The organism is Kordiimonas sp. (genome assembly GCF_048260245.1).
In the GTDB taxonomy this organism is placed as follows: Bacteria; Pseudomonadota; Alphaproteobacteria; order Sphingomonadales; family Kordiimonadaceae; genus Kordiimonas.
In genome coordinates this window covers 1-16,662 of sequence record NZ_JBLXGZ010000034.1, presented here as the reverse complement: position 1 = coordinate 16,662, position 16,662 = coordinate 1, and the positions used below count along the sequence as shown (strand labels likewise).

The following is a 16,662-nucleotide window of genomic DNA, read 5'->3' as shown; positions in this document are numbered from 1 at the left end:
GGATGCCTCCTGAACAATATGGAGCGGGGTGGATGAAATGTTGACTTGACGGGGGAGACCATTAGGGTCGGGCCGTTCGTATTCAGGGCACATGCTGCTTGATCGCTCGCCTCAGGTCCAGCATTTTTCGCTTTGAAACCAAAGCTTCACGTGCGTTATCGGTGTACTCTATGAATGATTCTGCTGTCCAGAGCCAAATCCTGAAACCTGGGATCCTCAATGCTGACGCGCTTGGCGGAGTAATTGTGCTGTGCGACCATGCCAGTAACCATGTGCCCGCCGCCTATGCCGATCTGGGCCTTGACAAGTCTGAGTTTGAAAAACATATCGCGTGGGACATCGGCGCGGCGGATGTGACGCGCAAGATATGCGACATGATGGGTGTCGCCGGGGTGCTGGCGCCGGTGTCGCGCCTGCTCATCGACTGCAACCGCGAGCCTGATCACAAGACCCTGATCCCGCCCTCAAGCGACGGCGTCGACATTCCGGCCAACAGGGAAGTGGGGCCAAGGGCCGTGGCGGCGCGCAAGGCCGCTTATTATACGCCGTTCCATGACGCCTGTGCGCGATTGGGGGAGGCGCACCTGAAGGCTGGCAAGGTACCACTTATTGTCGGCATGCACAGTTTCACGCCGAAGATGGGCGACGAGCCAAGGCCTTGGCACGCCGGTTTCCTGTGGAACAAGGACCCGCGCCTGGCGCAAGCAATGATTGGTATGCTGGAGCGCGAGACCGACCTGGTGGTGGGGGACAACCTGCCATATTCGGGCCGCGATCTTTACTATACAATGCAGCGCCATGGTGCGGACCATGGCTTGCCGCAAACCACCATTGAGGTGCGGCAGGACCTTCTGGCGACCGCGGCCATGACAACCGAATGGGCTGCGCTCTTGGCCGACATTTTGGACGAATGCATGAATCGCGCTGACATAGCGGCGATTCGCTATTACTGAGTAAAGGAGAAGACCATGTCGACACCCGGGGATAAACCAGAAGAAACAATCGAAGCTGCGGTTTTGCGGCGTCTGCTGAAGCATCTGGCTGTGCGCGCGGATATCCAGAACATCGACCTCATGGGCTATGGCGGATTTTGCCGCAACTGCCTGTCGGACTGGTACCGGGAAGCCGCTGAAGAACAAGGGCTTAGCCTCAGCAAAGATGAGGCACGCGAGCGTATCTATGGCATGCCCTATGATGAATATAAGGAAAAACACCAACTGCCCGCGACAGATGAACAAGTGCGCCGCATGGAGATCAGTGTGGCAAAAAACAAAATCGCCAAGTCCGATGTCTGACGCTGAGTAGAGTTAAAACACCTCTGCCATTAAAACGGGATTGAATGGCGTGGATGCCACCGTTAGAGTGCGCGCCCGAAGACTCGTAACGGAATTGCCGCGCGGGCAAGCAAGATTTTTGGCCCTGCATGGGTGCCGACAAGACAGGGAGTATAGCATGGTACAAGTACAGGCCGGTGGTGTAGCGGGTGAGCAGCTCCGTTCCTTCATTGAGCGCATCGAGCGTCTCGAGGAAGAAAAGAAGGGTATCGCCGAAGATATCAAGGAAGTTTATGCCGGTGCCAAGGCGGTAGGTTTCGATACCAAGATCATGCGCAAGGTAATTGCTGTGCGCAAGATGGATCAGGCTGAGCGGCAGGAACAGGAAAGCCTTCTGGATGTTTACCTTCATGCAATTGAGGGTGGTGAGCGCATTCGCCCGACTGAGGAAGTGTTGGCCGAGAACGAGTAGGGGCTCCGCTTATGGCGTCATGGGCTCACTTCTGAAATAAGATTTAGGGCCCAACTTGGGGTTTGTTGGGGGGAGCACTGGTGCTCGCCCCTCTTTTTTTCCGTTTCAAAGACACAGGTCTTACCTGAACCTTCTAAAACGCACGCTTGGCCAGAGATTAATCCGACGTGGCGATCATATCGGTTTTTCGTATTGTCCAGATTGCGCCTGTCTCCAGGTAGGTGCGTGAGCCAAAAAAAGTCGGAACCAGTACCGCGCCTCAACGGCGGGGCACAGCTCTTTCCGCAACTCTGCGTTTACTCCATGGGCTTGGGAAAGTCTGCAATCTGCACAACCACTGCACGCGTGAGGTGGCTTTGCAGGCCCCAGCCTGTTGAGGCTTAACCGGAATTTAAGACTAGTGCGGCATTCTTGGATCTGCGTCGGGGGTCGCGGAAGCATTGAGGTCGCCTGCATGGGATGTGATTTACACAATCGAGCGCTGGTACGGTTGTATCACTGGCTGGCTGAAAGGCGCCATGCCCTTGAACGTGGCTCCCGGTAATGCAGATATTTTCAGCCCTCGACCGGGCTGGGGAAGAAGGAAATGAAATGGTTCGCAAGGCAGGAACTATTGGCGCCCTACTGACTATGATTATCGGTGGATTTACGGTGAATGCGCAACAACCGAAGGCCGAATTGATCAACGAAGGCACCCTGACAGAGATCCGTGAATGGTTGCTTGTGCCTGTGGTTTTTATCACGTTGGAGGCACAAAATATACGCTACCGGGATCTAAAAGCCGGTGATATTGATACGCTGGACAAGCGCTGGCGCGCTGAGCGTGAGGCCAATGAGCAGCCGCTTATCGCCTCCACGCTGAATAACCCTCTCTCTACATATCTGACACAGGTGCAGGCGGCATCCGCCGGCTTATTCACCGAGATTTTTGTCACCGGGGCCAGAGGGCTCAATGCCGGACAAAGCGCCATTACATCTGACTTCTGGCAGGGAGATGAGGCCAAGTTCCAGAAGACCTTCGATATTGGTGCAGGCGCTGTTTTTATTGACGAGCCCGAACTGCATGAGCCAACCCAGACATGGCGCACTCAAGTTAACTTGACGCTGCAAAGCAGCAGCGGCAGCCCCATTGGTGCGGCGACAGTTGAAGTGAACCTGACAGAAATGGCGCGGCGCCAATCACAAAATAAAGGAGCAAACTGATGTTGAACTTTATCAGAAAGCTCTCAATCCCGACCAAGGTTATCGGCGCCTTTACTGTCCTGATCGCGATCATGCTTATGGCAGCGGTGATCACCTTCACCAATATGTCCCAGCTTGACAAGGCGTTGGGGAATGCATCCAGGGTGCAGGATTTTCGGACAACCTACAGCACGATGATAGGCGGGCTAGGCCAGCAACGACAGGCAATGCTTTATCTTCTTGTGGCCAGTGATAGATCTGTCCTTGAGCAATATGAGGAAGGGGGGCGCCAGTTCGAAGCCATGGCTGGCTCGGTCGTCGAATTCGCGAACCAACACACCGAACTGGAAGGCCCGATCGCTGACATTATAGAAAAGGCTCGGCGGTGGCAAAAAGAGTATGCTGATGAGCAGATCGCGCTGACGTCACAATATCTTACGGTCAATCAGGCGCGTGCCATCGAAGCTACGGGCGGCCCCGGCATATTATTTGATGAAATTCGGCAACTGGAAACCAGGGTCAATGCTTATGAAAAAGCGATGAGTGATGAGGCGCGCCAAGCCGCCGATCAAGCTATTTCACTTGTCGATACCGCAACCGCCGCGTCCGGTTTGCTGATGATCCTGCTTGCTATCATTGCGGCTTTGTTTTTTGTGCGGCAGATAGCTGTGCCGATCCGGCGAATGACCAAGACCATGCTGACACTGGCCGATGGCGATAGTTCGATCGAGATTCCCTGTCTACACTTTAAAGACGAAATCGGCGATATGGCGGGGGCGGTGAATACCTTCAAGGAAAACGCCATCGAGCGCGAACGGCTGAGGCAGGAAAGCGAACAGGCCAAGCAGCGTGAGGAACAGGCGAAGCTGGAACGTCAGGAAGCGGAACGCGTTGCTCAGGAAAATGAGATGACGCGCCAGCGGGAAGAAATGGAAGCTCGTGAACGGAAGGCAGAGGCCATCACGGCGCTGATCACTGATTTTGACAGCAAAATTCAGCAAAGCATGACAGATGTCGCGGCGGAGCTTGAAAACTTGATGACAATCTCAGATCAGTTGGTCGTGACGGCGGACCAGACCGGCGACCAGTCGGCAGCGGCAGCCGCGTCGGCGGAGGAATCCAGCTCGAACGTGCAGACAGTGGCAGCCGCTACAGAAGAGCTTGGGCAATCGGTATCCGAGATTGCGCGACAAATGGATATGTCCTCACGGCAGTCGCAGGATACGGCTGCTGCGGCGGGCCAGTCCGAGGAAATCATGAGCGAGTTGACCAATTCCTCAAGTGCCATTGGGGAAATCATCAAGCTGATCAACGACATTGCCGAACAGACCAATTTGCTGGCGCTGAATGCAACTATTGAAGCTGCGCGTGCTGGTGAGGCAGGCAAGGGCTTTGCTGTCGTCGCCAGCGAGGTTAAAAGTCTGGCAACCCAGACCAGCAAGGCGACAGAGCAGATCAGTGCCCAGATCGGGACAGTGCAGTCTCAGACGGGCCGCGCCAGCGAGGCAATGCAATCCATCAGGCGCGGGATCAAAACCATTGCTGAAATGGCGTCGGGGGTTGCCTCCGCGGTGGAGGAACAACGCGCGGCTACGGATGAGATCGCCCGTAACGTGCAGGAGGCAGCAACCGGCACCCAGGACGTCAGTCGTCACGTGGCCGGTGCGGCTGAAGGCGCGCGCCAGACGCGCGCCGCGTCGAGCCAAATGGCAGGCGCGTCGCGAACCATTCAGGATTCCAACGAGCGCATGCGCAGCGTCACGACGATCTTCCTGGATGAAGTCAGGCGTGAGATGCTTGCTTGAGGCATGAAGGTATACATAAGGTGATCAAAGGAGATTTTTCGCGCAAGCAGAATGCGCCGCCCCAACGGTTGGTTGCGCGTGGCAGGTTCGCTGCTAAAATAATGCTGCGAGCCAAAACCCTTGCCTCTGTCCTTGATCAGAAAGCCGATATCGTCGTTGGGTTTGGAAAATGTTATCGTGATTTTCCTCGCTGGGTAAGGCTTTAAGCCAAGCCGGGGTTCTATCTGCTCAAGCAGTCGGTCCTGCTCAAGCAGGGCGGCTTTCTCCTCAGCGCCGATTTCCTGATTACCGTGTCCGGTCGCATTGACCCGAGGTTCGGAAAGGCCAGCTTCTATTATGCGCAGTGAAGGGTGCCGGGCCGCCAACATGCCTGCATGCAGCCCAAATTGCGGATGACCAGCAGAACATGGGCACATTCCCGCAGCCCAGAAACGGGCATCTTGTCGGCTTATTCCAGCCCTCTAGTCTTTCATGACACCAAAATATTGTGCCAGCATCTCAAGAGCATAAAGTCGGGAGGCTGTCTGCCTGTCACAGATGCTGTCCATGTTGAAATAGTGCCGCATCACCGGCAGGGTTTTATCCTCAATCAATTGAGCTTCCGGCAGGGTGTCCATATCAATCGCACTCGCCCGCCCGACCATGGTCTTGAGGGCGGGTACAGCGGTGCGGAGCCACGAAGGCCGATGGTAGGAGGCCGCCATCTTGAGCCTGTAGGCGAGGCCGGGACCTTTCAGCAGGTCGTATCCATAAGCGCTGGGAACATTGACGAGACCGGGATCAATTGCCGCAATAATATGCGCCTCCAGCTTGCCATATAGGCGTTCATCATAATTGAGTGCGAGGGCTGGCCCGCTTAGTTCAGGCTCCACGAAGGGGTATAATGCGTGCGAGAAGCGATGATTGACGGCAACGTCGCGGCCCGCATCGTGGCAGATGCGCACTTTAGGATACAGGAAGTCAAGATCGCTCTGGCTCAGACGCTTGCCAGCAAAACCTGTCAGTGCCCTGAATGCAGCTGTCACCCCCTCATCGAAAACATGTCGGTCGAAACGTGATGTTACCATCTGGGGTATGTGCCTGCCGAATGTGCTGCGAACAAAGGCATCCAGGTTAATGCCGCGGCTGCCCACATGCTGGTAATAATAGTGCCGGTAAATCTCGCCGCACTTGCCGTTAGCCATATAGGTTGCGCCCTTGACACGGTTCTGACGGTCGCTGATATCATGCTCAAAACCATTGAGCCCGTCGTCCTTCCAGCCGTCAAAATAGTATAGCGCATCGGCGACGGTTGGCAGGGTTTCCGGGGTGGTAAAAGTGCGACGGTCAATATGATTGAGGGCCAAGCCAAAGTAGGCCGCCAGTGCCTTTGAAGGGGGGACGTCTTCGTCATCATCCGGACCATAGACAAAAAGGTTCGGCCTGAGCCGCGTTTCCTTGAACAGAGCGATCATCAGACGTGAGTCGAAACCACCGGAGACTGAAGACGTCACTGCGTCTGGTTGTAGCCGTGCAAATTTGGAAAAGCGGTTGCGGAGAGCGGAAAGTTGCAGCTCTAGCATGTCGTCAAAGGTCGCGCTATTTCGCTCGGTGGCTTTAAGGGGCGTTGGCTTTTCAACTGGCCTGAAGGCGCCGTCCTGCCAAGTTAGCAGGTGGTGCGGCATCACCGCAGTGATCTCATTCAGGAACGTTGCTTCCCCGAGTACGAAACCAGTGAACACATATTCATATACACCTTGGGAATTAAAGCTCAGCCTGTCTTTCAGCAGTAACGCTTCAAGAAAACCGGAAGAAGCAAAGGAACCCTCGGTATCACTATAGAACTTCCATCCGCCAAGGCCGTCATTCGCCATATGCAATTGGCCTGCTTTCCCGATCAGCACAACAAACTGGCCAGAGCAGTCCGTCCAGTCAAACCGCTTTATGTCAAAGCTGTCGTATAGGGCACGAGCGGCATCTGGCCCGGTTTTATCGCCAAAGAACAGCGTGCCGGTGACAGCGATAAAATCATCACCGGCAAGTTTGAGGAATAGCGCGGTGCTGGTGCGCTCTGCGGCCCAGACGACAAGTGTCAGTTCGGGGAAGCCCGGCACGTCACACTGCTGATAGTGTGCGGCGCGCGGTTTCAGGAAATGGCACAAGCGGTCGGCATTTTTCGGGCTTTTCCGAAAGACAGCAAGGGATGTCATATAGAGATTAGCCTCCGGCTGGCATCCAGGCGATTGATGCGTTTGCACATTTCAATGGTTTTCAGACATGACCTCACGGCATTCTATCGGCGCCCCGGACGCGGGGCAAGTGCATCCAGGGGCTGATATGGCATTACGGGGAACAGCGCCCTACTCACATTGCGTTGTAATCTTACAGGTGCTGGATTGCCGGTGCTGGCGTTATGCGTGGCTTGCGGCCTAGCTTGGTCAGGCTTCTATGCCCTCAAATTCACACAGGTGAGGGGGCAGATAACGGCCGCTCAGGTTGACGTCTCCGGGCCTGCCACTGGTCAGCAAGCGAACTTTGCCGATGCCTTTCCGGACGTCCTCCCTATCGGCGTGGGCGCGCAGTTCCGGATGTCGGCGCAGATAATCCGCCAGTGAGTTTGCGACGACATATGGCTGGGATAGCAGTTCCATGCCTTGGGGTAACGCCTGTTCGAAATAGGAGCGCACCAAGGGGAAGTGGGTGCAGCCAAGAAGAGCAGCATCGGGCCGTGTGCCCGCATCTTCGAGCGCTTCCGCGACATATCCTTCGATTAACCCTGCCAGCGGACGAGGGCCTGAAGCCCCCTCAATGGCATCAACCAAGCCGGGGCAGGCTTTCTGCACCAGACGGATATTTGGCGCGCGCTTGGCAACTTCCTCCAGATAGGCGCCGCTGCTGACGGTTTTCTGGGTAGCAAACAGAAGAATGGTTTTTCGGGGCGTTTGAGAGATCACTTCGCCCGGATGTTGCTGTGACCACGGCACGCCGGTTATGGCTTCCACCATGGGTACCAGTACACCAAGGATGCGTCGGTCGGGGTATGCTTCGGGTAGCCACTGCTGTTGCAATGTCCTGAGCGCTACTGCCGCGGCGGTGTTGCAGGCCAGAACTACAAGGCTGCATCCTGCTTCAAACAAGGTGCGGATGTTGGTGCGGGTCATCTCCACGATCTGCTCGTTGGACCGATGACCGTAAGGCGCGTTGGCGTGATCGCCAAGATACAGAAAATCCTGCTCGGGCATGTGTCGGTGCAGTGCGTCCAGAATGGTAAGGCCACCAGAGCCTGAGTCAAAAACGCCGATCAATGTATTGGGTTCCTTCTAAGGCGACGGTTGGTCCAGCCCGTATTCCGCCACTTTGCGGTACAGCGTTGACCGGCCGATACCAAGGCGCCGGGCGACTTCCGCCATGCGGCCATCATACTTCAGCAGCGTCAGGCGAATGATCTCTGCCTCCAGTTCCGATAGCGACTTCACATGGCCGTCGGGCCCATGCAGGATGAGAATAGCGCCGCCTTGTGGCATAACTTCGACGCTGGTGTTCATGGCGCTGTAGTGGTTCTCTGTCGGGCGCGCGGGCATCGGGAGGGGCTGGCCCATAAGGTGCGGAAAGTCCGCCTGGGTCAGCGTTTCACCCTCGGACAGGATCACGGCGCGGAACAGCGCATTCTGCAGTTGCCGGATATTGCCCGGCCAATCATAGCTTTCGAGCAGGGATAGCACATCGGCAGATATCCTGCGGCGGGGTACACCTTCCATCTCGGAAATTTGTGTCAGGAAATGTTCGGTCAGGGCCGGGATGTCGCTGCGCCGCTCCCGCAGGGGGGGCAGCAGGACGGGAAATACATTTAATCGGTAATACAGGTCTTCCCGGAAAGCGCCTTCTGCCACACGTGCTGATAAATTTCGGTTCGTTGCCGAAATGATCCTGATGTCCACACGGACGCTTTGTTTGCCGCCGACGGGATCGATTTCCTTTTCCTGGATGGCACGCAAAAGTTTGACCTGCACGTCAAGCGGCAATTCGCTGACTTCATCCAGAAACAGCGTGCCGCCGTCGGCTTCTTGAAACTTGCCCACCCGGCGTTCGGTAGCGCCGGTGAAGGCGCCTTTTTCGTGACCGAACAGAATGCTTTCGACAAGGTTCTCCGGGATGGCACCGCAGTTGACGGCCACAAACGTTGTGCTGCCGCGTTCGCTGGCCGCATGGATCGCATGGGCGAAGACCTCTTTACCGACGCCGCTTTCGCCTTCAATCAGGACAGGGATATTCGCCCCCGCCGCTTTGCGTGCCAGTTTGACGGCCTTCTGCATCGCCGGGCTGGTGCCCACAAGGCTGCTGAGACCCTGGCCGCCCATCCCGCTGGTCATTTGGCCACTGACAGGCGCGATCTCGCCGACGAACGCGTTGGTCTTGAGCGATGCCTCTATGGCGGAGCGAATGCGTTCCGCGCTGGCGGGTTTGACAATAAAGTCGTTGGCACCGGCACGCATGGCGTCAACCACGGTGTTAATTGAGGAGTGAGCGGTCAACATCACCACAGGCAAGTTGGGGTGTCTGGGCCGGATGGCTTCCAGAACCTCAATACCGTCCATGCCGGGCATCATGAGGTCAAGCAGCACAACGTCGATTTTCGACCCGGTCTGGTCCAGCAGGCGCCTGACGGCCTCCGCGCCGGACATGGCTTTTTCAACGGCAAAACCCGCGCGTGAAACAATCCCCTCAAGAAGGGTAATCTGTGTCAGTTCATCTTCAACAATAAGAACGCGTTCGTGCACCATGCCCCATCCCCCCGAATCAACACCTTATACCTGTATCATTTCAGGACAGGTAACAACAAAAAACAAATGATAATATTTTCCATTTCAGTAATTAAGAGAAAGAATGTTGCTTGAAAGCAGTTTTACGCTACCTTTCCCCCTCAGGCGTGCGGCGCACGGGGGCAATAAATCAAAACACTACAGAGTTTGGTGCCTGCAGCCTTTTCTTAATTGCCTTTAATCGTTTCAGGGAGATTACTCATGAAACTAGCCGTACTTCGGGAGAGGCGAGACGCGGAGAAGCGTGTTGCAGCTACCCCCGAAACAGTTAAAAAACTCATTGCACTTGGTTTTGCCGTCAGTGTGGAAAAAGGGGCAGGGGACGCAGCGTCTGTGCCCGACAGCCTTTACACCGACGCCGGGGCTACCACCGGAAAAGACCTCAAGGCTACCCTCAAGGACGCCGATGTCATTTTCTCGGTTCAGGGGCTTGAAGGCGCTGATGCCAAACTCGCGAAAAAGGGCGCGGCCCAGCTTTCTGTGCTCAACCCCTTCACAGAGGGCGAGCGCCTGCAGGCTTACGCAGATGCGGGGCTGATGGCTTTTGCCATGGAATTTGTACCGCGCATCACCCGCGCGCAGTCGATGGATGTGCTCTCAAGCCAGTCCAACCTCGCGGGGTATAAGGCTGTGCTTGATGCGACCGCCGAATATGGCCGTGCACTGCCAATGATGATGACAGCTGCGGGCACCATTGCACCGGCGCGTGTTATGGTGATGGGCGCGGGCGTGGCTGGCCTTCAGGCTATTGCGACCGCCAAGCGCCTTGGTGCCATCGTCAGCGCCACGGATGTGCGCGCGGCGGCGAAGGAGCAGGTGGAAAGCCTCGGCGGCAAATTTGTCATGGTCGAGGACGAGGAAACGGCGGCGGCCGAAACCTCGGGCGGTTATGCCAAGGAAATGTCGGACGACTATAAAACCAAGCAGGCTGCACTGATCGCCGAAACGTTGGCCAAGCAGGATATCGCCATCACAACGGCGCTTATTCCGGGCCGCCCCGCGCCGAAGCTGATCACGGAAGACATGATCAAATCCATGAAGCCAGGTAGCGTGATTGTTGACCTTGCGGTTGAGGCTGGCGGCAACTGCGCGCTTTCGGAGCCCGGCAAAGTGGTAGAAGCCCACGGCGTCAAGATCGTGGGGCATAAAAATGTGCCGTCACGGCTGGCGGCGGATGCCTCCGCTCTTTTCGCCCGCAATCTGGTGCATTTTATCACGCCCATGGTCAAGGAAGGCGCACTGGCCTTTGATTTTGAAGATCAGATCATCAAGGAATCGCTCATCACCAAAGACGGCGCTATCGTCAATGAACGCCTAGTGGGGGAGAAATAATATGGAACAGATCATCGTTAATCCGTTCATCCAGCAATTCTCGGTTTTCCTGCTGGCTATCTTCATCGGCTATTATGTCGTGTGGTCGGTGACGCCGGCACTGCACACGCCGCTGATGAGCGTGACCAACGCCATCTCATCCGTGATCATCGTGGGCGCGCTCATCGCCGCCGGGCCGGACGGCATGAGCCTGTCAAAAGTGCTGGGCGCGATTGCCATCGGGCTTGCTGCGGTGAATATCTTCGGTGGTTTTGCCGTCACCTCACGCATGCTTGCCATGTACAAGAAAAAGAAATAGGGGGACGCGACCATGACACAAATGCACGTGGACCTCACGGCGATCGCCTATCTGGTGGCCGCTGTCCTTTTCATCCTGTCGCTCAGGGGGCTTTCCAGCCCTGAGACCAGCCGCAAGGGTAATATCTTTGGCATGGTCGGCATGACCATCGCAGTACTGACGACCATCATGAACCCGGAGATTGTCTCCTACGAGTGGATCATCGGGGCCATCGTCATTGGCGGCGCCATCGGCTTTATCACCGCCCGCAAGATCGCGATGACGGCCATGCCGCAGCTTGTGGCGGCGTTCCACAGCCTCGTGGGCCTCGCGGCTGTGTTTGTGGCGGCTTCGGCGTTTCTCAACCCGGCATCGTTCGGCATTGCGGATGCCATGGGCCATATCCACACCGCTTCCAAAATCGAAATGAGCCTTGGCATCGCCATTGGTGCCATCACTTTTTCGGGCTCGCTCATCGCCTTTGCCAAGCTGAATGGCAACATGTCCGGCACGCCGATCATGCTGCCTGCACGGCACCTGATCAACATCCTGCTGGCGGCGGGCATTTTTGGCGGTATCGGCTGGTTTGTGGTCGATAATGACGCGGCCATCGCCGGTGTGCATATCTTCTGGGTCGTGACAGCGCTGAGTTTCATCGTCGGCTTCCTGCTCATCATCCCTATTGGCGGGGCCGATATGCCGGTGGTTGTCTCCATGCTGAACAGCTATTCCGGCTGGGCGGCTGCGGGCATCGGCTTTACGCTTGCCAATACGGCGTTGATCGTGACCGGTGCGCTCGTGGGCTCATCGGGCGCGATCCTCAGCTATATCATGTGTAAGGGCATGAACCGCAGTTTCATCAGCGTGATCCTTGGCGGCTTTGGCGGCGACAGTGCCGCTGCGGCTGGTGGCGCGACAGAGACACGCCCGGTAAAACAGGGGTCTGCCGAGGATGCGGCTTTCATTATGAAAAACGCGTCGAAGGTGATCATTGTGCCCGGCTACGGTATGGCGGTGGCGCAGGCACAGCACGCGCTCAAGGAAATGGCCGACATGCTCAAAAAAGAGGGTGTCGAGGTCAAATACGCGATTCACCCGGTGGCGGGCCGCATGCCGGGGCACATGAACGTGCTGCTGGCGGAAGCCAACGTGCCTTATGATGAGGTGTTCGAGCTTGAGGATATCAACAGCGAGTTCTCGCAGGCCGATGTGGCTTTCGTGATCGGCGCGAATGATGTCACCAACCCGTCTGCCAAGACTGACCCGCAAAGCCCGATTTTCGGCATGCCGGTGCTGGATGTTGAGAAGGCCAAAACCGTTCTCTTCATCAAACGCTCCATGGGCAGTGGTTATGCGGGCGTGGAGAACGAGCTGTTCTTCCGCGACAACACCATGATGCTGTTCTCGGACGCTAAAAAAATGGTCGAAGAGATCGTCAAAAGCTTCCACTAGAAGCCTTTGCATTCCAATGACGATAAACACCCCGGAGCCTGCTCCGGGGTGTTTTGGTATGGGCTCACAAACTGTTCAGTTTGCGTTCAGACAGAACGGTTTATGGTGCCATACTGATGCCAACAGCATAGACGGAGGGCGAGATGACCACTGGACAACACAGGCTCAGGACAATGGGGCGCGCCTTGCTGGCCGCAAGTGGCCTCATGATGGCAGCCACGGCTGCGCAGGCTGATGTCACCGTAAAGTTTGACGGCTACGTCGCGGACCGTATGGACCGTATCACCGGTATCGATAAAAACCGTGAAGAAGTTTTTCGTCAGTTCCGCACCGAAGGCTCCCGCACGCAGGTGAAGCCGCGCGACGCGCTGAATGTCAGTTATTTTGCCGGCACAGAATGGGGCAACGAACGCGTTATCCCCAATATTGATGACTATAGCGTGCCGGGCCTGATCAAAGGCATGCTGGAACGCGGCCTGCGCGAAGCCGATGCAAACTTCGCTGGCACCATTGAGGTCACGATCGACAAGTTGCGCATCAAGAATTTTTCCCTTGCCGTGATATCGGCCTCTACCACGCAGATGTCGGGCACCGTCAAGGTGCTGGACGCTGCGGGTAATGTGACGGCCGAGCATGACATCTGGGCGGCTATTGTGCCGGAATACAGCGCATCCAATAATTATACCGGTCCGGGTTATGCCTACACTGGCCCTGCGGTTGATACCCGCGTTGGTCCCGTCGCGGCCGAGTTTACCGAAAAGGTGCTGGAGACCCTGTACCCGGACTATGACGCACCGGGGCTTGTGGTTCTGTCTGGCCGGTAAATCCGGCAGATATATCAGGTAGACAAATATGATGGATAAAAGGCCGTCGCTGTTAGGGAGCGACGGCCTTTTTCTTAGGAAAGTCAGGAAAGTAGAAAATAGGGGCGGGCAGCCCCGGGCCAATATGGGACCACCCGCCAGAGAAGTGCGCCGCTGTCAGGACCGGCGCGTCAGGTTGAGGCATCCAAAATCAACCCGATAACCATTGTATGTCATGTTTGATATTAATAATCAATCGCAAAAATGAGGGTTCCTGCAAAAAAGTTTGGGCAATTTTTTCCTGCAATGCGGGTGTCTTGTTTCGCCTCAATTAATATTGACTTTGAGAGTCATTATTAATAACGTCCGCGCCATTCAAGAATAAACACAGGATTCAGGGTATCATGTTTGCACTTCCCCCCTTCGCACGTGCGCGTCGCCTTTCCCATCAACTTTCCTTCGGTGTTGCGGCTATCGCTATGGCCACCAGCGCAAATGCACAGGATGCGTCCAGCGCTGCGGATGATGAAAATATTGAAGAAATTATCGTTGAAGGGCGGCTAAGTCGCTATTCGGCCACCAAGATGGACACGCCCATCTTTGAGACGGCGCGGTCTGTCTCGATCGAGGACCAGCGGCAGATGCTGGACAAGGGTGTGCTTGAGCTGGCGGATGCTTATGTCTACGCGCCGGGTGTGAATGGGCAAACCTACGGCTTCGCCACCCGCGGTGACTGGCTCAAGGTGCGAGGCCTTGATGCCCCGGAATACCGCGATAGCTTGCAGGCGCTGTTTGGCAACTACAACAACACGCGCAGCCACGTGTATACACTTGAGCAGGTGGAAATTCTCAAAGGCCCATCGTCTGTGCTCTATGGTCAGGGCTCTCCGGGCGGTCTGGTCAACGTTGTCTCCAAGAGGCCGCAGCAGGAAGCGTCGAACGAAATTGTTGCCGAATATGGTAACTTTGACCGCAAGCAGATCGCCGCAGACCTGACCGGCCCGCTGGACGCGGACGGCAAGTTTCTCTACCGCATGATCGCGGTGTACCGCGATGCCGATACCCAGATTGATTATGTCGAGGATGACGCAGTGGTAATCGCGCCATCGGTCACATGGCGGCCGAATGAGCGCACTAATGTCACCATCCTTGGCAACTATCAGGATTATAACGGTCAGGCGGCGGCGCAGTTTGTGCCGATCCAGGGCTCGTTCCTGCCAGCACCAAACGGCGAGTATTTTGACCCGAATGTCTTTCTGGGCGAGCCTGAGTTCGACCGTTACGACACCAAAACCAAATCTGTCACCGTGCTGGCGGACCATGACTTTAACGCAAGCTGGGGCATGGAAGCCACGGCGCGTTACACCAAGGGTGAAGCCAAATATAATCAGGCGTGGCCCGCGTTTATTGGCGGCAACCGCTATCTTGACGATGAGGGTAATGTGGCCCGCACCTTCTATAAAAACGAGGCAGACAGCAAACAGTTTGCCGTTGATGTGCGGGCGCGTGGCGAGTTCTCCACCGGCAGCCTTGAGCATAACCTGCTTGTCGGCGTCGACTATCAGGACGTAACCACCAACAGCGACTATTATTATGCCTTCGCACCCGCAGGATACGGCATCAATATATTCAACCCTGTGTACGGCAATGTGCCAACCGACGCCGAACTGGGGCCATATTTCGATAACCCTGAAAACAAGAACAAGCAGATCGGTTTTTCCATTCAGGATCAGGTGCGCATCGGCCAGCTTCTGCTGACCCTTGGCCTGCGCGGCGACAAGGTGGACAGCGACACGGGCTATGTCACACAGCTAGACAAGGAACTCAGCACCAATGTGGGTGTGATGTACCAACTGCCGGGCGGCTTCTCGCCCTACGCCAGCTATTCAGAATCGTTTGAGCCGGTCGTGGGCACCACCTTTGACGGCAGCGCCTATGCCCCGCAAAAAGGCAAGCAATATGAAGTGGGCATCAAATACCAGCCCGAAGGCACCACGGCGCTCATCACCGTGAGCTACTTCGATATCGACCAGACCAACCTTCTGACCGCAGACCCCAGCCATCCGGGCTTCTCCGTGCAGGAAGGCGATGTCAGCATCAAAGGCTTTGAGTTTGAAGCTGTCGGCAACGTCGGGGACTTTTACCTTGAAGGCAACTACAGCTATCTCGACACCGAAACGTCGGATGGTTTCCGCCTGCCCAGCATCCCGGCGCATCAGGCCTCAAGCTGGATCACATGGCGCCCAAGCGAGGTGATGGTGGGTTTCAAGGCCGGGCTTGGCGTGCGGTATGTCGGCGCAAGCTGGGACGGCGCGGACGGCCTCAAGACCCCGTCCTACACGTTGGCCGATGCCATGGTCGGTTATGAGACCGAGCGCTTCGACATCAGCCTCAACGCCCACAACCTGACCAATAAACAATATTGGGCGACGTGTATCGCGCGCGGTGACTGTTTTGTTGGCAAGGACCGCACCGTGGTTGCCCGCCTTGCGGTGAAATTCTAGAAGCATAGCGCGTGGGGCAGGGCCGCGGCCCTGCCTCATGACCCTGCCTCATGATCCTGCCTCGGGGGTGCAAGCCTCCGGCTTAGGACCAGGGCGTCACCAGATACTTCTCGCCCGTGCGCATCGCGCGGTAGTCTGTCACCGCGTCTTTCGTCAGCATTTCTTCAAGGTTTACATGTTTCTTGTAGCTGCTCGCAAACGTGGTGGTGAGGTTTTCAAGCACCCGCTGGCGCATGCGTGCCACCACCTCCATACCCACCGATTGCAGGAACGGGAACAAAAGCCAGCCGGACAAGGTCCAGCCGAAACCATAACTCGGCGACAATATCGTCGCGCCAACATCCAGCCGCCCGTATATGAACATGCGCTTTGGCTGGTTGGAGCCATAACGCGAATATTCGGTCATTTTCTTGACCGCGACCTGCTCCATCGCCTTGAAGACGGTATCAACCACCTTGCCGCCGCCGATGGGGTCAAAGCCGTAGAACGCATCCGTCTCGTCAATCGCGGTGCGGAGCTGGTTCATGAAATCATCGTCCGATGAGTTCACCACATGGCTGGAGCCGAGTTTTTTCAGCAGCTCGACCTGCGCATCCTTGCGCACAATGTTCACGAGCGCGAGGCCGTCTTCGTTGCAAATGCGCGTCAGCATCTGCCCGAGGTTGGAGGCCCCCACCGTGTGCAGAATGGCGTCCTGCTTGTCCATTTTGGCGTTTTCGGCAAAGCCGAGCGCGGTCATCGGGTTCACGAACGCGCTCGCGC

At 56.4% G+C, this 16,662-nt stretch carries 14 protein-coding genes and 1 pseudogene; 10 read left to right on the top strand and 5 right to left on the bottom strand.

Annotated features, from left to right (window positions below; translation table 11 throughout):
* Window positions 1–170 precede the first annotated feature (170 nt).
* The 5 genes from ACN0VM_RS14720 (at window position 171) to ACN0VM_RS14700 (ending at window position 4,733) form a co-directional block, all read left to right on the top strand.
* Window positions 171–953: an N-formylglutamate amidohydrolase gene (locus tag ACN0VM_RS14720; protein WP_417451655.1), complete on the top strand. Its 783-nt coding sequence runs from the start codon at window positions 171–173 to the stop codon at window positions 951–953.
* A 15-nt stretch (window positions 954–968) separates the two neighbouring features.
* Window positions 969–1,295, top strand: coding sequence for a DUF1244 domain-containing protein (locus ACN0VM_RS14715; protein ID WP_417451654.1), 327 nt, complete (start codon window positions 969–971; stop codon window positions 1,293–1,295).
* A gap of 157 nt (window positions 1,296–1,452) precedes the next feature.
* Complete coding sequence (locus tag ACN0VM_RS14710; RefSeq protein ID WP_417451653.1) at window positions 1,453–1,746, top strand: DUF2312 domain-containing protein; 294 nt, start codon at window positions 1,453–1,455, stop codon at window positions 1,744–1,746.
* A gap of 591 nt (window positions 1,747–2,337) precedes the next feature.
* Complete coding sequence (locus tag ACN0VM_RS14705; protein ID WP_417451652.1) at window positions 2,338–2,949, top strand: hypothetical protein; 612 nt, start codon at window positions 2,338–2,340, stop codon at window positions 2,947–2,949.
* Window positions 2,949–4,733, top strand: coding sequence for a methyl-accepting chemotaxis protein (locus ACN0VM_RS14700; protein WP_417451651.1), 1,785 nt, complete (start codon window positions 2,949–2,951; stop codon window positions 4,731–4,733). The genes ACN0VM_RS14705 and ACN0VM_RS14700 overlap by 1 nt, the downstream gene beginning before the upstream one ends.
* Here the strand turns inward: ACN0VM_RS14700 and ACN0VM_RS14695 are convergent.
* The 4 genes from ACN0VM_RS14695 to ACN0VM_RS14680 form a co-directional block, all read right to left on the bottom strand.
* Window positions 4,658–5,101, bottom strand: a complete 444-nt coding sequence (locus ACN0VM_RS14695; RefSeq protein WP_417451650.1) for a hypothetical protein — start codon at window positions 5,099–5,101, stop codon at window positions 4,658–4,660. The genes ACN0VM_RS14700 and ACN0VM_RS14695 overlap by 76 nt on opposite strands.
* A gap of 93 nt (window positions 5,102–5,194) precedes the next feature.
* Entirely contained in the window at window positions 5,195–6,922 is a 1,728-nt protein-coding gene (locus ACN0VM_RS14690; protein WP_417451649.1) for a hypothetical protein, read from the bottom strand.
* Between the two features lie 228 nt (window positions 6,923–7,150).
* Window positions 7,151–8,017 carry a glutamate racemase gene (locus ACN0VM_RS14685; RefSeq protein WP_417451648.1) on the bottom strand — a complete coding sequence of 289 codons (867 nt, stop codon included), beginning with the start codon at window positions 8,015–8,017 and terminating at the stop codon, window positions 7,151–7,153.
* A gap of 15 nt (window positions 8,018–8,032) precedes the next feature.
* Entirely contained in the window at window positions 8,033–9,493 is a 1,461-nt protein-coding gene (locus ACN0VM_RS14680) for a sigma-54-dependent transcriptional regulator (RefSeq protein WP_417451647.1), read from the bottom strand.
* 240 nt (window positions 9,494–9,733) lie between these two features.
* On the opposite strand from ACN0VM_RS14680, the gene ACN0VM_RS14675 reads away from it, so the two are divergent.
* The 5 genes from ACN0VM_RS14675 (at window position 9,734) to ACN0VM_RS14655 (ending at window position 15,900) form a co-directional block, all read left to right on the top strand.
* A complete protein-coding gene (locus tag ACN0VM_RS14675) occupies window positions 9,734–10,864 on the top strand; it encodes a Re/Si-specific NAD(P)(+) transhydrogenase subunit alpha (RefSeq protein WP_417451646.1) in 1,131 nt (376 codons plus the stop codon).
* 1 nt (window position 10,865) lies between these two features.
* A complete protein-coding gene (locus tag ACN0VM_RS14670) occupies window positions 10,866–11,162 on the top strand; it encodes a proton-translocating transhydrogenase family protein (protein WP_417451645.1) in 297 nt (98 codons plus the stop codon).
* Between the two features lie 12 nt (window positions 11,163–11,174).
* Window positions 11,175–12,593 carry an NAD(P)(+) transhydrogenase (Re/Si-specific) subunit beta gene (locus tag ACN0VM_RS14665; protein ID WP_417451644.1) on the top strand — a complete coding sequence of 473 codons (1,419 nt, stop codon included), beginning with the start codon at window positions 11,175–11,177 and terminating at the stop codon, window positions 12,591–12,593.
* A gap of 143 nt (window positions 12,594–12,736) precedes the next feature.
* Window positions 12,737–13,417, top strand: a complete 681-nt coding sequence (locus tag ACN0VM_RS14660; protein ID WP_417451643.1) for a hypothetical protein — start codon at window positions 12,737–12,739, stop codon at window positions 13,415–13,417.
* A 383-nt stretch (window positions 13,418–13,800) separates the two neighbouring features.
* Window positions 13,801–15,900 carry a TonB-dependent siderophore receptor gene (locus ACN0VM_RS14655; protein WP_417451642.1) on the top strand — a complete coding sequence of 700 codons (2,100 nt, stop codon included), beginning with the start codon at window positions 13,801–13,803 and terminating at the stop codon, window positions 15,898–15,900.
* Between the two features lie 82 nt (window positions 15,901–15,982).
* On the opposite strand, the pseudogene ACN0VM_RS14650 reads toward ACN0VM_RS14655, so the two are convergent.
* Window positions 15,983–16,662 (bottom strand): annotated as a pseudogene (locus ACN0VM_RS14650) (NADH oxidase); the annotation flags it as partial.